Below are 13,507 nucleotides of genomic sequence, written 5' to 3' on the forward strand. Positions count from 1 at the left end.
AGGATCCTTCAATTGGACTCAGGAATTTCCAGCCGGGGAATCCGGCTTTCGCAAGACATCGGTATTGAGGCTGCCCATGTCAGGCTCATCGTCCTGATCTGAAGGGAACCGTTCGTTGTCCCGCTTCATATCGAGCCAGTAGAACCCGAAACCCACAAGGCAACCAACCGCGAACAACGACCCAAGAATGACCAGTAGAGCGGTCATGACGGCGTCTCCAGGATTGAACTGCAAGTCTGCAGCACCAGTCTACATGACCTTTGCCCCGGGGCTATGCCTGAATCGAGAAAGTTTTTTGCGGCTTTGCCGGAAAGACATCCATACCGACAAAAAAGACGCCGGATGAACCGGCGTCTTTCGAAGGCAGGGATCAGATGAGCTTTGCCATCGCCACGGCCGTGTCGGCCATGCGGTTGGAGAAACCCCATTCGTTGTCGTACCAGGACAGGATGCGCACGAAAGTGCCGTCCATGACCTTGGTCTGGTCGCAATGGAAGACCGAGGAATGGCTGTCATGGTTGAAGTCCATCGAAACCAGCTTGTCTTCGGTGTAGCCGAGCACGCCCTTCAGTTTGCCGTTTGCGGCTGCCTTGATGGCTTCGTTGATTTCCTCAACGGTGGTGTCGCGCTTGGCGATGAAGTTCAGGTCGACCACGGAAACGTTTGGGGTCGGGACACGAATAGCCACACCGTCCATCTTGCCGGCCAGGTCCGGCAGTACCAGGCCGACGGCCTTTGCAGCGCCGGTGGAGGTCGGGATCATGGACATGGCCGCAGCACGGGCGCGGTAGAGATCCTTGTGCATGGTGTCCAGCGTCGGCTGGTCACCGGTGTACGAGTGGATCGTGGTCATGAAACCTTTTTCAATGCCGATGGTTTCGTTCAGCACATAGGCGACCGGGGACAGGCAGTTGGTGGTGCAGGACGCGTTGGATACGACCAGGTCGTTTGCGGTCAGCGCATCGTGGTTGACACCGTAGACGATGGTCTTGTCGGCGCCGTCGGCCGGGGCGGAGACCAGAACGCGCTTGGCGCCGGCTTCCAGATGCATGGAGGCCTTTTCCTTGGCGGTGAAGATGCCGGTGCATTCCATGGCGACTTCAACGCCAAGCTCGCCCCAGGGCAGTTCCTTCGGGTCGCGGATCGCGGTCACCTTGATCGGCTTGCCACCACCGACGGAAATGGTGTCGCCATCGACCTTGACCTCTGCCGGGAAACGGCCGTGCACGCTGTCGTAACGCAGCAGATGCGCGTTGGTCTCGACCGGGCCGAGATCGTTGATCGCAACGACTTCAATGTCGGTGCGGCCGGATTCGACGATCGCACGCAGCACATTGCGGCCGATGCGTCCAAATCCATTGATTGCTACCTTGGTTACCATAATCCACTCCCGCAATCTTCGGTGTGCCTCAGAAGGGGCTAAACCGATTTAAAAACCACATAGTGTGGTCACTTGAAAAGCACTTGATGTGCCCGTAGGCCCGGCACCATAGGAGGAAGTCTTGGTGCCGGGAATTGATTTCGGTTAAACGCTGAGCTTTGCCTTGGCGGCTGCAACCACGGCGTCCGCCGTGATGCCGAAATGCTCATAAAGTTCCTTGTAAGGCGCGCTCGCGCCAAAGCCGGTCATGCCGACAAAGATACCGTCCGCACCAATAAAGCGGTCCCAGCCCATGCGGATGCCGGCTTCAACGGCGATCTTGACCGGGCTGTTGCCGATGACGGCGGCCTTGTAGTCGTCTGACTGTGCTTCGAAAAGCTCGTACGACGGAACGGAGACCACGCGCACGGCAATGCCGGCCGTGCTCAGGTCCTTTTGCGCGTTGACGGCGATTTCGACTTCCGAACCGGTCGCGAAGATTGTCACGGCCGCGTCTTCGTCGCTGTCGATCAGCACATAGGCACCCTTGGCGCAGAGGTTGTTTTCCTCATAGGTCTTGCGCAGCGACGGCAGGTTCTGACGGGTCAGTGCCAGGACCGACGGTCCGTCGCGGTTTTCCAGCGACAGCTGCCAGCACTCGAGCGTCTCGGTGATGTCGGCCGGACGGAAGAAGGTCAGGTTCGGGATCGCGCGCAGGGCGGCGAAATGTTCCACCGGCTGGTGGGTCGGACCGTCTTCGCCAAGACCGATGGAATCATGGGTCATGACGTGAATGACCCGCTGGCCCATGAGGGCTGCGAGACGGATCGACGGACGGCAGTAATCGGAGAAGATCAGGAAGCCGCCGGAATAGGGGATCAGGCCGCCGTGCAGAGCCATGCCGTTCATGGCTGCCGCCATGCCGTGTTCACGGATGCCGTAGTGGATGTAACGGCCGGAGAAATCGTCCGGGGTGACCGGCGCGGTTTGCGGCGTCTTGGTGTTGTTGGAACCGGTCAGGTCGGCGGAGCCGCCAATGGTTTCCGGAACAACTTCGTTGATGACGCCCAGAACAGCTTCGGAAGCCTTGCGGGTCGCCATGGTCGGCTGTTCGTCGGCGAGCTTCTTCTTGTAGTCCAGAACGGCCTGGGTGAAGCCGGCCGGCAGGTCGCCACGATTGCGGCGCTCGAATTCGGCGCGGGTCTCGGCGTCAGCTTCGGCAAAGCGCTTCTGCCAGTCCTTGTGAGCCTGGGCGGAGCGAAGGCCGGCAATGCGCCAGGCGTCCAGAATGTCGCTTGGAACTTCAAACGGCGCGTGCGGCCAGTTGAGCGCGGCACGGGTGCCGGAAATTTCGTCTGCACCAAGTGGCGAACCGTGAACCTTCGCGGTGCCGGCCTTGGTCGGTGCACCGAAGCCGATGGTGGTCTTGGCGGCGATCAGGGTCGGGCGGTCGCTGGCCTGTGCCTGGCGGATCGCGGCGGAAATGGCGACCGGATCGTGACCGTCGACGCTGAGCGTGTTCCAGCCGGAGGCGGCAAAACGGGCCTGCTGGTCGGTTGAATCGGTGATTTCGACCTTGCCGTCGATGGAGATGCCGTTGTCGTCCCAGATGACGATCAGCTTGTTGAGCTTCAGGTGACCTGCCAGCGACAGGGCTTCCTGGCTGATGCCTTCCATGAGACAGCCGTCACCAGCCAGCACATAGGTGTAGTGATCGACAAGATCCTCGCCGAAGCGGGTGGACTGCAGGCGCTCGGCGATGGCCATGCCGACCGCGTTGCCGAGACCCTGGCCGAGCGGGCCGGTGGTGGTCTCGATGCCAGCGCCGTGGCCGTATTCCGGGTGCCCGGCAGTGCGTGCGCCGAGCTGGCGGAAATTCTTGATCTCGTCGAGGGAGAAGTCTTCATAGCCCAGCAGATACAGCAGGCTGTAAAGCAGCATCGAGCCGTGACCGGCGGACAGAACGAAGCGGTCGCGGTCGGCCCAGTTCGGGGATGTCGGATCGAATTTCAGGAATTCGGTAAAAAGAACTGTCGCGATATCCGCAGCGCCCATGGGCAGGCCGGGGTGACCGGAATTAGCCTTTTCCACGGCATCGATGGCAAGAAAGCGGATCGCATTTGCCATGCGCTGGTGTTTATCAAGATCGGTCATCGTGGTCCCGTTGCTTGCTTTGGAGCCCCCCTTGGCCGAAGCAGAGAGCCCGGCAAGGTTGTTTTGAGGTGCGTTGCTCAAGAATTAACACTCGTCAATCTCGAACAGGCGCCAGACAAATATCAGGAACGGCACCCGAGTCAATAAAGCTGGTTTGGGTCTTTTGAGGGCATTGCCGGGGAAGAATTTTTTCTTCCACGCGTTATAGAGTTGAGGATTCTGCCAATGGTGGCATTGACTGAGAGAAGTTGCGGTGCCTAAGCTCGACGCTCTAACAAAGATTTGCTTTTTCGCCGTGAAACGTGCTTTGCCGCGCATTCTCTGAAATGCCCGTAATTTGAGCAGCAACTCCAGGGTCGAAAGCGCCAAATCTCCAGTCTGACCTAGGAAGGAATGGGCGGACCGCCGCAGAAGAACGATTGGGACGACGTAATTAATGGCGGATGTCGACTGCATGGAAAAGACCAGCCTGGCCGATGCGGTAAAGCGGCTGGACAAAGCCGTCGGCAATCTCGAAGCGGCTGTCCAGCGCCGTCTTGATGCAGACAGGTCGCTCAATGCCCTGCAGGACGACCTGCAGCGGCTCGGCGAAGACCGTTCCCAACTGGCAGCCTCACTCGATGAAAGCGAAGCACGGGCTTCCCGGCTGGAAGAGGCCAACCGGGATGTCTCCCGGCGGCTCGTCTCGGCAATGGAAACCATCCGCAGCGTGCTCGACGCGCACGGAGGCTAGGCGCATATGGCTCAGATCACGGTTACCATCAACGGCAAGTCCTTCCGCATGGCCTGCGATGACGGCGAGGAAGAGCGCTTGATGGGCCTTGCTGCCCGTTTCGATGGCTGGATCAACGACTTGCGAGGCGCCTTCGGCGAAATCGGCGACCAGCGCCTGACGGTAATGGCCGGCATCATGGCGGCCGACCAGCTTTCGGAACTGGAGCGCAAGGTCGCCCGGCTTGAAGAACAGCTGGCCGATGCCAAGAAACAGCAGGTGGCTGCGCTCGACAACATGAGCCAGAACGAGGAAGAGCTGTCGCGTGCCGTCAATACTGCGGCCGCTCGGATCGAAAGCCTTGCGGACGGTCTTTCCAAGAGCTTGCGGGCCCAGGACAACGCCTGAGGCGACCGCCTTTCCGGCCAGACGGCAACGGAGAGTGCCCGCAACTTCGTTTGTGATGAAATCCATGCCGCACTGGTAATTGCCGCCGCACCGGATTATATGCGGTACTTGCGGCTGCCCGATACGTCAGGAACATTATCCCCGGGGCCTTACGCATTCCCTTGGGAGCTGTCCCTGCGCTGGGCCGTGGTCCGTTGCATACGGCGCCCACCTACATTGTAGGTTTCCCGGGATTGCAAATCCAACGGTCGGGCGGCTGCGCGTTTCCTTTTCAGGACGCGGGCCGATCCATTCTATTCGAGGCCCCATGACCGACCTTTCCTCCATTGCTGCCGAAAAAGACAGTCTTCGCAAGCAGGTGCTTGCCCGCCGCAAGGCAATGCCGGAGGTGGAGCGGATCGAGCACAGCCTGATGCTCAGCGATCACGCCGAAGATCTGCCGCTGCCGGCAGGAGCAGTTGTTGCCGGGTTCTGGCCGATCCGGGACGAAATCGACCCGCGCCCGCTGATGGACCGCCTGCGCCAGCTTGGGCACCACCTGTGCCTGCCCGTGATGACCGGCCCGAGCCTCATCTTTCGCCGCCTGGAGCGGGATACGGAACTGGTTTCCGCCGGTTTCGGCACCTCCGAACCCGGCCCCTCTGCCGAGGAAGTGCGCCCGGATGTTCTTCTGATGCCGCTTGCCGGCTTTGACGGCAAAGGCACGCGCATCGGTTACGGCAAGGCTTTTTACGACATTACAATTGCGCAGCTGCAACACTCCGGGCCCCTTTTGTGCATCGGGCTTGCCTTTTCCGTGCAGGAGGTTGACCGCGTCCCCGCGGAAGCGCATGACAAGCCGTTGAATGGAATTCTGACCGAGCAGGGGTACCGGGCGTTCGGCTGACGGCGAAAGTGATCGCCGAAGCAGGCCGCCCAGTGAGGATATATGCGTATTCTGTTTCTGGGCGATCTTGTCGGCCGCGTTGGCCGTACCGCCGTCATTGAGCAATTGCCGGAGCTGGTGGAAAGCAACCAGCTCGATTTCGTGATCGTGAACGGTGAGAACGCTGCGTCCGGGTTCGGCATTACCGAAACGATCCTGCAGGACGTTCTGGATGCGGGCGCCGACGTCGTGACCACCGGCAACCACGTCTGGGACCAGCGTGACACCCTGGTCTATATCGAGCGACAGGACAGGCTGCTTCGACCGGTCAATTACCCCTCCGGGACACCGGGGCGCGGTGCGCACCTCTTCACGGCCAGAAACGGCGCAAGGGTGATGGTGGCCAATGTGATGGGCCGCGTTTACATGGATGCGCTCGACGATCCCTTTGCCGCCATCGACAACGTCATCAACGGGTGTCCGCTTGGCGATGTAGCCGATGCCATCATCGTCGACATGCATGCCGAGGCCACCAGCGAGAAACAGGCCATGGGCCACTTCCTGGATGGCCGGGTCAGTCTCGTTGTCGGAACGCATACCCATGTGCCGACAGCCGATCACCAGATCCTGGAAAACGGCACGGCCTACATGTCCGACGCGGGCATGTGCGGTGCTTATGACAGTGTTTTGGGCATGGACAAGGAAGAGCCGGTCAACCGGTTTCAGCGCAAGATACCGAGCTCCCGGTTCACACCGGCAACAGGCGATCCGACCATCTGCGGTGTCGCCATCGAGACGGACGATCGGACCGGGCTTGCCGAGCGGGTTGCGCCGCTTCGCATAGGCGGCCGGCTGGAGCCTGTGATCCCGCCCTTCTGGCCGAACGGGGCCTGACCACGGCCGAGAATTTCTCTGCGCTGGATTTTCCGGGTCAACTTGCCTATAAGCGGCGCAGTTTTCACTGACATCACCTGTAAAGAACCGAGAAGAGCCATGGCAGGCCATTCAAAATTCAAGAACATCATGCACCGCAAGGGACGCCAGGACGCGGCCCGCTCCAAGATGTTCTCCAAGCTGTCCAAGGAAATTACCGTCGCCGCGAAGATGGGCGACCCGGATCCGGACGCGAACCCGCGCCTGCGCCTTGCCGTCCAGAACGCCAAGGCCCAGTCCATGCCGAAGGAAAACATCCAGCGGGCGATCAACAAGTCCCAGTCCGGCGACGACGACAACTACGAGGAAGTCCGTTACGAGGGCTACGGCCCGGCAGGTGTTGCCGTGGTCGTCGAAGCCCTGACCGACAACCGCAACCGGTCCGCCTCCAACATCCGCTCCTATTTCACCAAATGCGGTGGGTCGCTGGGGGAAACGGGCTCGGTCTCCTTCATGTTCGACCGTGTTGGCGAAATTATCTACAAGCCGGAAGCCGGTGAAGCCGACGCGGTTCTGGAAGCTGCGATCGAAGCTGGCGCGGAAGACGTTCAGTCCGACGAGAGCGGTCACACGATCTACACCGCCTTTGAAGATCTGAACGATGTTTCCGCTGCTCTGGAACAGGCACTGGGCGAAGCGGATTCGACCAAGATCATCTGGAAGCCGCAGAACCTGACGCCGGTCAACGCGGACAAGGCCCAGACCATGATGAAACTCATCGACATGCTGGAAGACGACGACGACGTCCAGAACGTCTACTCCAACTTCGATGTCGACGAAGAAACCATGGCCTCGCTGGCTTCCTGAGTAAAACAGGATATGGATCTGAAAACCCCGGCCCTGCCGGGGTTTTTGTTTTGGTGGTCCTGAGGCTCGCGCCTTCCTTGAACCAAGGAGACCGATCGCATGTTCAATATCTTCGACCTGACGCAGAAAGACCCGAAGACCTTGCAGGAGCGTGCGCTGAAGCTGGCGGAGGAAGCCGGAGAGCTGGCGCAGGCCGTTCTTTCGGCAACGAAGGCGCCGGGCAGCGAATACAAGAACCAGACGCTGGCAGATGTCCGTGAAGAAGCCGCCGATGCTGCGATCGTGGCGATGAGCGTTCTGGCGCAGGCTTCTTCAAGCAGGGAAGAGTTCGAGGCGGAACTCACGCGGCTGATGGCGGAAAAATGTGCCAAATGGCAGGAGAAGCTGCAGGAAAAGCCTTTGGCCGAATAGGGTTTGCGCCACGTTTTTGGGGCGGGTTTTGCCAACTTGATCGGGTGGTCCTGGCCATACTCAACCTCATCCTGAGGAAGCGCAAAGCGCTGTCTCGAAGGATGGGCTACATACTCCGGAACAAGAGGCCCATCCTTCGAGACGCCGCTTCGCGGCTCCTCAGGATGAGGGTGTCTGGGTGTTCCTCCACACTAACATAACGCCAAGAACCGCCTACCGGAAAAGCGGATCCAGCAGGGGCATGCTGGAGAGGGCGGCGAGGGCGATCAGGCCATAGGCGAGCTTGCGATAGAGTTTCGGGTCGGCGTGCTTGAAGCCGTTGGAGCCGAGATAGATCGCTAGGGCATAGACGGGGATCGCCATGATCAGGAGGTGGAACACTTCCAGCGTGAAGAAGCCGTTGAAGATATAGGCGACGAAGGTTCCGATACTCGCAAGCGCGAAGAACACGATCAGGTTGGCGCGGACGATTGCCGGTTCCTTGGCGCTGGAGAGCCAGAAGGCAACCACTGGCGGGCCGGAGACCTGCGAGATGCCGCCGAGGATGCCCGCAACTGCGCCAACCCCAAGCGACACCGGTCTGGAGGGTTTGCGTTCATAGCGCCAGCCGGACACCAGCAGCAGTAGCAGACCGGTCACGATTGCAAAGATCGTCCAGCGCAGAACCAGCACATCCGCGTTGGCCAGAAGCCAGGCGCCGACGTGAACAAAGACCACGGCACCAACGACCGCGGGAAGCACTGTCGACCAGTTGCACAGCCTGAGCGCCCTGACCACCAAAGGCAGTGCGACAATGCCGTCGATGAACAGAAAGGTGGCGGCCGCGGTTGACGGCAGCATGACGCTGGCGGCCACCGGCATGAAGATCATTCCCGCACCGAACCCTGCAAACCCGCGCACGCAACCTGCCACAAACAGGACTGCGGCGAGGAACACCAGAAGGCCGGGCGGAAAGGAGCTGAAGATGTCGGCCATGGGAACTCGCGGAACGGACGGGATCAAAAAGGGATTGGCCCGGCAGATGGCGGGCCTTGGCGGGGGAGGTGGCCTGCCGGTAGAGGCAAGGCCGGATTAAACACGTTGTGAGGTGTTTTTGACAGGCTTTCCGGTGGTAAGCCGCGCTTTGGCTGGCGTCAACGGGGAAGTTTTGTTACCGATTTGTTCCATGATACACGCGATTCGTTTGCTGGGCATCGACCCGGGGCTGCGGCGTACCGGCTGGGGCATGATCGAGGCGGTGGGAAATCGCCTGTCCTTCATCGCTTCCGGAACGGTAACCTCCGACAACAAGAAGAGCCTGGCCGAGCGCCTGGTGCAGCTGCATGACGGCCTCAGCGAAGTCGTGCGCCAGCACGAACCGTCCGAAGCCGCGGTAGAACATACGTTCGTCAACAAGGATGCGGGCGCAACTCTGAAGCTCGGGCAGGCACGCGGGATCGCTCTGCTGGTGCCATCGCTCGCCGGACTTCCGGTTGCCGAATATGCGCCGAACCTCGTCAAGAAGACGGTGGTCGGGACCGGTCATGCGGAAAAGGAACAGATCCGGGCCATGGTCAAGGTCCTGATGCCGCGGGCCACTTTCAATTCGGACGATGCCGCCGATGCACTGGCAATTGCCATTTGCCATGCGCAGCACCGGTCCAACAGTACAGCGCGGCTTGCCGCCATGGGGGCAATATGATCGGCAAGCTGAAAGGCACCATCGACAGCTATGGCGAGGACCACGTGATCCTGGATGTGCACGGGGTGGGCTATCAGGTCCATTGTCCCTCACGCATTCTGCAGGGTTTGCCGCGCGCAGGTGAAGCGGCTGTCCTTTTCATCGAGACAATCGTTCGTGAGGACATGATCCGGCTCTATGGCTTCGGGGTAGAGGCGGAGCGCGAATGGTTCCGTATCCTGATGACCGTTCAGGGTGTCGGCGCAAAGGTTGCGCTGGGCATTCTGGGGATCTTGAAGGCAAGCGAAGTCGCCAACGCGATTGCGCTTGGCGACAAGGCAACGATTTCGCGGGCGCCTGGCGTCGGCAAGCGCGTTGCCGAACGCATCATTGCCGAACTCAAGGACAAGGCACCGGGACTTGCCACAGTGGACCAGGGTACGATTGCGGTTTCCCAGAACGTTGCCGATAACGTGGCTGCCCGGCCGGTGGCCGAGGCGGTTTCGGCGCTCACCAATCTGGGGTATGCACAGGCGCAGGCGAGCGGCGCCGTCGCAAAGGCCTTGCAGTCAGCCGGTGAGGACGCGACCACGGAAACGCTGATCCGCCTTGGCTTGAAGGAATTGGCCGGATGATCGCCGTTACCTATGGCATCATTGCCGTCGTGTTCGTGGTTCTGGGGATCGGCGGTATCATGTACCTCGATCACCGCTTCAGTGCCTCGGTGGGGGATCGTCCGTTTACCGTCAACGGACGCCGTGTGGAGTCGGACGACCCGTTTGTCCTGCGCCAGTTCAAGAAATTCTATGCACTCCGGGTAGCCTATTCGCTGGCTCTTCTGGTGTTGCTGTTTGTGGTCGTAAGCCATGTCGGATGACACTCGCATCGTGACGCCGGAAATCCGGGGGGACGAGATCGATTCAACCATGCGCCCCCAGGTGCTGGATGATTTTGTCGGTCAGGCCCAGGCGCGCGCCAATCTGAAGGTCTTTATCGGTGCGGCGAAGGCGCGGGGTGAGGCGCTGGACCATGTGTTGTTCGTCGGGCCTCCCGGTCTCGGCAAGACGACGCTGGCGCAGATCATGGCGCGCGAGCTGGGGGTCAATTTCCGGGCGACCTCCGGTCCTGTCATTGCCAAGGCGGGCGACCTCGCAGCACTTCTGACCAACCTGGAAGAGCGCGACGTCCTCTTCATCGACGAGATCCATCGGCTCAATCCGGCAGTCGAGGAAGTGCTTTATCCGGCGATGGAAGATTTCCAGCTCGACCTGATCATCGGTGAAGGACCGGCTGCGCGATCAGTCAAGATCGACCTGGCGAAGTTCACGCTCGTTGCCGCGACAACGCGGCTGGGCCTCTTGACCACTCCGCTGCGCGATCGCTTCGGCATTCCGGTCAGGCTGCAGTTCTATACGGTTCCGGAGCTGGAGCACATCGTCAAGCGTGGCGCCGCCATTCTCGGCATCGGCATGGTTGAAGACGGTGCCCGCGAGATTGCCAAACGCTCTCGCGGGACACCGCGTATCGCCGGGCGACTGCTGCGGCGGGTAAGGGACTTTGCCATTGTCGCCGGCGTCGAGCGCGTCGACAGGGAACTCGCCGACAGGGCGCTTCTGCAGCTGGAAGTCGATGGTGCCGGGCTCGACAGTCTCGACCGTCGTTATCTGAGCCAGATCGCGGTGAATTTCGGTGGTGGGCCGGTCGGGATCGAGACCATTGCGGCAGCGCTTTCCGAGCCTCGTGACGCCATCGAGGAGATCGTCGAACCCTACCTGATCCAGAACGGGTTTCTGCAGCGGACGCCAAGGGGACGTATCCTGACGCCGATGGCGTTCGAACACCTGGGTCTTGCGGCCCCATCCAGACCGGATGCTCCGCAAATGGGACTGTTTACCGATCCCGAATAGTTTAAGTAGTATTTATAAGACAAGGTCTTGTCAGTTACATCTAGCTCTGCATAGCGATTAAGCATTTATTCGCGAATCCTGCCGTATCGTCGCGTTAACTATGCGGGGGAAACCATGCGGAAGCGCCTTTCATCTAAACTGGCTCTAATGTTTTTAGCCGGCGCACTCACTATGTGCGTGGCAATTGTCACGGTCACGTCGACCATTTCGCGGGATGTTGCAAACGGTCAGGCTGATGCCGGCCTGCAAAGTGCTACCAAGGCGAAACAGAAGGTTATTGAACTCTCCCTTGGGCAGGTGAAGGACAGCGCTGCGTTCTTCTCCACGCTGGAAGGCGCCAAGGACAGTCTGATGAAGACCATGGTCGGGTGGAAGAACCTGAAAGAAGGGCAGAACGAACTGCTCCGGAAGATCTTCGTGACCGACAATCCGCATCCCGAAGGTGAGCGTCACCTTCTGGTGGAGCCGGAAGAGTCCAACTACTACGTGAACAACCACAAGGTCGTTCATCCGATCTACCAGGAACTGGTCGATCAGGGCCTGTTTTCCGATGCGGCGCTGGCCAATCCGGACGGGTTCATCACCTACACTTTCCGCAAGGGTCCGGAATTCGCCTTCCACGTGGAAGACGCGCAGATCCAGGGCCATCCGGTGCAGATCGCCATGGGCAAGCTGTTCGAGGCCTCGAAAAACGAGACGCTGGCGGCCGGGCAGATCTATTCCTCAGGTTTTGTGACCACCGAAGACGGTACCGTCTCGGAAGTTCTTGCGGTGCCGGTGTTCTATCTGGACCGGTTCTTCGGCGCGATTGCGTTCACGACCAACATGGAGCATCTGGCCGGATTGCTGAACGAGAAGACCGGCCTCGGCGACAGCGAGCGCATCTTCCTTGCCGATTCCGATGGCAAGCTGGTTCAGCTCGACGATATGGGCCGCGCGAGCGCCGTCCACATGATCTCCGATATCAAGGTCAATGACCGGCTGATCCGCCTGGAAGACGGTGACTACCGCTTCGCGGAAGCAAGCAACACCTTTGTCGGTTCGCCTTTCGGTGTGGTCGATGCCGTCAAGCAGACGGAACTGTCGGCTGCGGCCGATCGCATCACCTATGGCGCGATCATTTCCGGTTTCCTTTGTCTGGTTCCGATCGTCGGTCTGATCTGGTGGGTAACCCGGCGCATGTTCGCTCCCATGGAACGCCTTGCCGTCGCGGCTCGCAAGATCGCCGACGGCGACCTGGAAGTGGGTGTCGAAGCGACCGAACGCCAGGACGAGATCGGCCGCATGGCGCGCTGTATCGAAGTGTTCAAGGACAGTTCGATCGAACGCGAGCGTCTGGCATCCGAGCGCAAGGTTGGCCACATTGCCCGCGAACAGCGTGAAAAGACCATCGATGCGCTGATCGCCGCATTCCGGGCCGAGTCGCAGGCGGTTCTGGAGCTGGTGGAAACCAATATTGCCCGTGTGGAAGAAGTCTCTTCCGCCCTCAGTCACCGGTCCACTGCCGCGTCAGACCAGGGGCAGACCGCGGTGTCGACTTCGGAAAACGCTTCCTCCAACGTTCAGGCGGTTGCCTCCGCCACCGAGGAACTCAACGCGTCGATTTCGGAGATCTCCCGTCAGGTCGAAACCACGGCAAGCATCGTGGCCCAGACCACGACCGCCGCGCAGAGCTCCAATTCCAAGATCTCCGGTCTTGCGGAAGCGGCCAACAAGATCGGCGACGTCGTGTCGCTGATTTCAGAGATCGCCGAACAGACCAACCTGCTGGCGCTGAACGCGACGATCGAAGCTGCACGTGCGGGCGATGCCGGCAAGGGCTTTGCGGTCGTTGCCTCCGAGGTCAAGTCGCTCGCCGGCCAGACTGCCAAGGCAACGGAAGAAATCTCCGCGCAGATCGCGGCTATCCAGGCCTCTACCACCGAAGCGGTGGAAGAGATTGCCCGGGTGTCGGAATCGGTCGAGGAGGTCAACTCCTACACCACCACGATTTCGGACGCCGTGCAGCAGCAGGGCGCTGCCACCGGTGAGATTTCCAGAAACGTTGCAGAAGCCGCGGAAGGTACCCGCAGCGTTGCGGAGACTGTGGCGTCGCTGAACGAAGGCGTTGCCGAAAACTCGGAAGCGGTTGGCGACATGCTGAACGCGACCATCGAGATGAAACAGCAGGCGGAACAGCTTCGTGCGTCCGTCGAGAAATTCCTCTCCGAGGTTGCCGCTGCATAAGATACGGCCTACGTAAGGGCCAGGTACGAGCCTCCCGGTCGGTCGACCGGGAGGCTTTTTCATT

16 protein-coding genes and 1 other RNA gene are annotated in these 13,507 nt (G+C 60.3%); 12 read left to right on the forward strand and 5 right to left on the reverse strand.

Translation table 11 applies throughout. From position 1 onward, the window contains the following. Positions 1 to 18: 18 nt before the first annotated feature. The 4 genes from Q666_RS46745 to Q666_RS46760 form a co-directional block, all read right to left on the reverse strand. The gene (locus tag Q666_RS46745) at positions 19 to 207 is read right to left on the reverse strand and encodes a hypothetical protein (RefSeq protein WP_023003469.1); all 189 of its coding nucleotides are present in this window, start codon (positions 205 to 207) and stop codon (positions 19 to 21) included. A gap of 163 nt (positions 208 to 370) precedes the next feature. Next, on the reverse strand, positions 371 to 1,381 hold the full coding sequence (gene gap / locus Q666_RS46750; protein ID WP_023003466.1) for a type I glyceraldehyde-3-phosphate dehydrogenase: 1,011 nt from the start codon (positions 1,379 to 1,381) through the stop codon (positions 371 to 373). A gap of 144 nt (positions 1,382 to 1,525) precedes the next feature. Then, a complete protein-coding gene (gene tkt, locus Q666_RS46755) occupies positions 1,526 to 3,514 on the reverse strand; it encodes a transketolase (RefSeq protein ID WP_031270523.1) in 1,989 nt (662 codons plus the stop codon). An 84-nt stretch (positions 3,515 to 3,598) separates the two neighbouring features. Continuing rightward, on the reverse strand, positions 3,599 to 3,970 hold the full coding sequence (locus Q666_RS46760; protein ID WP_023003462.1) for a hypothetical protein: 372 nt from the start codon (positions 3,968 to 3,970) through the stop codon (positions 3,599 to 3,601). Between Q666_RS46760 and Q666_RS46765 the strand changes: the two genes are divergently transcribed. From Q666_RS46765 to Q666_RS46790, 7 genes are all read left to right on the forward strand, one after another. Continuing rightward, complete coding sequence (locus Q666_RS46765; protein WP_023003460.1) at positions 3,969 to 4,247, forward strand: DUF4164 domain-containing protein; 279 nt, start codon at positions 3,969 to 3,971, stop codon at positions 4,245 to 4,247. The two genes, Q666_RS46760 and Q666_RS46765, sit on opposite strands and share 2 nt — an antisense overlap. A gap of 6 nt (positions 4,248 to 4,253) precedes the next feature. Further along, positions 4,254 to 4,634: a cell division protein ZapA gene (locus Q666_RS46770; RefSeq protein ID WP_023003457.1), complete on the forward strand. Its 381-nt coding sequence runs from the start codon at positions 4,254 to 4,256 to the stop codon at positions 4,632 to 4,634. A gap of 108 nt (positions 4,635 to 4,742) precedes the next feature. Continuing rightward, a non-coding RNA gene (gene ssrS / locus Q666_RS65525) (6S RNA) lies at positions 4,743 to 4,897 on the forward strand. A 44-nt stretch (positions 4,898 to 4,941) separates the two neighbouring features. After that, positions 4,942 to 5,520, forward strand: coding sequence for a 5-formyltetrahydrofolate cyclo-ligase (locus tag Q666_RS46775; RefSeq protein ID WP_023003455.1), 579 nt, complete (start codon positions 4,942 to 4,944; stop codon positions 5,518 to 5,520). Positions 5,521 to 5,562: 42 nt separating this feature from the next. Beyond that, positions 5,563 to 6,393 (forward strand): TIGR00282 family metallophosphoesterase, encoded by an 831-nt coding sequence (locus tag Q666_RS46780; protein WP_023003453.1) that lies wholly within the window; start codon positions 5,563 to 5,565, stop codon positions 6,391 to 6,393. 99 nt (positions 6,394 to 6,492) lie between these two features. Next, positions 6,493 to 7,239 (forward strand): YebC/PmpR family DNA-binding transcriptional regulator, encoded by a 747-nt coding sequence (locus tag Q666_RS46785; RefSeq protein ID WP_023003451.1) that lies wholly within the window; start codon positions 6,493 to 6,495, stop codon positions 7,237 to 7,239. A 99-nt stretch (positions 7,240 to 7,338) separates the two neighbouring features. After that, on the forward strand, positions 7,339 to 7,650 hold the full coding sequence (locus tag Q666_RS46790) for a MazG-like family protein (RefSeq protein WP_023003450.1): 312 nt from the start codon (positions 7,339 to 7,341) through the stop codon (positions 7,648 to 7,650). Positions 7,651 to 7,863: 213 nt separating this feature from the next. Here Q666_RS46790 and Q666_RS46795 read toward each other — a convergent pair whose 3' ends face one another. Continuing rightward, positions 7,864 to 8,625, reverse strand: coding sequence for a sulfite exporter TauE/SafE family protein (locus tag Q666_RS46795; RefSeq protein ID WP_023003449.1), 762 nt, complete (start codon positions 8,623 to 8,625; stop codon positions 7,864 to 7,866). Positions 8,626 to 8,815: 190 nt separating this feature from the next. Here Q666_RS46795 and ruvC point away from each other — a divergent pair, with 190 nt between their 5' ends. The 5 genes from ruvC to Q666_RS46820 all read left to right on the forward strand — a co-directional run bounded on the left by ruvC (position 8,816) and on the right by Q666_RS46820 (position 13,443). Then, a complete protein-coding gene (ruvC, locus tag Q666_RS46800; RefSeq protein ID WP_031270522.1) occupies positions 8,816 to 9,331 on the forward strand; it encodes a crossover junction endodeoxyribonuclease RuvC in 516 nt (171 codons plus the stop codon). Continuing rightward, the gene (gene ruvA / locus Q666_RS46805) at positions 9,328 to 9,945 is read left to right on the forward strand and encodes a Holliday junction branch migration protein RuvA (protein WP_023003447.1); all 618 of its coding nucleotides are present in this window, start codon (positions 9,328 to 9,330) and stop codon (positions 9,943 to 9,945) included. The genes ruvC and ruvA overlap by 4 nt, the downstream gene beginning before the upstream one ends. Continuing rightward, a complete protein-coding gene (locus Q666_RS46810) occupies positions 9,942 to 10,187 on the forward strand; it encodes a hypothetical protein (RefSeq protein WP_023003446.1) in 246 nt (81 codons plus the stop codon). The genes ruvA and Q666_RS46810 overlap by 4 nt, the downstream gene beginning before the upstream one ends. Beyond that, on the forward strand, positions 10,177 to 11,217 hold the full coding sequence (ruvB, locus tag Q666_RS46815) for a Holliday junction branch migration DNA helicase RuvB (RefSeq protein WP_023003445.1): 1,041 nt from the start codon (positions 10,177 to 10,179) through the stop codon (positions 11,215 to 11,217). The genes Q666_RS46810 and ruvB overlap by 11 nt, the downstream gene beginning before the upstream one ends. Before the next feature lie 171 nt (positions 11,218 to 11,388). Next, entirely contained in the window at positions 11,389 to 13,443 is a 2,055-nt protein-coding gene (locus Q666_RS46820) for a methyl-accepting chemotaxis protein (RefSeq protein WP_023003444.1), read from the forward strand. Positions 13,444 to 13,507 lie beyond the last annotated feature (64 nt).

This window comes from Labrenzia sp. C1B70 (assembly GCF_000475395.1).
GTDB lineage: Bacteria > Pseudomonadota > Alphaproteobacteria > Rhizobiales > Stappiaceae > Roseibium > Roseibium algicola.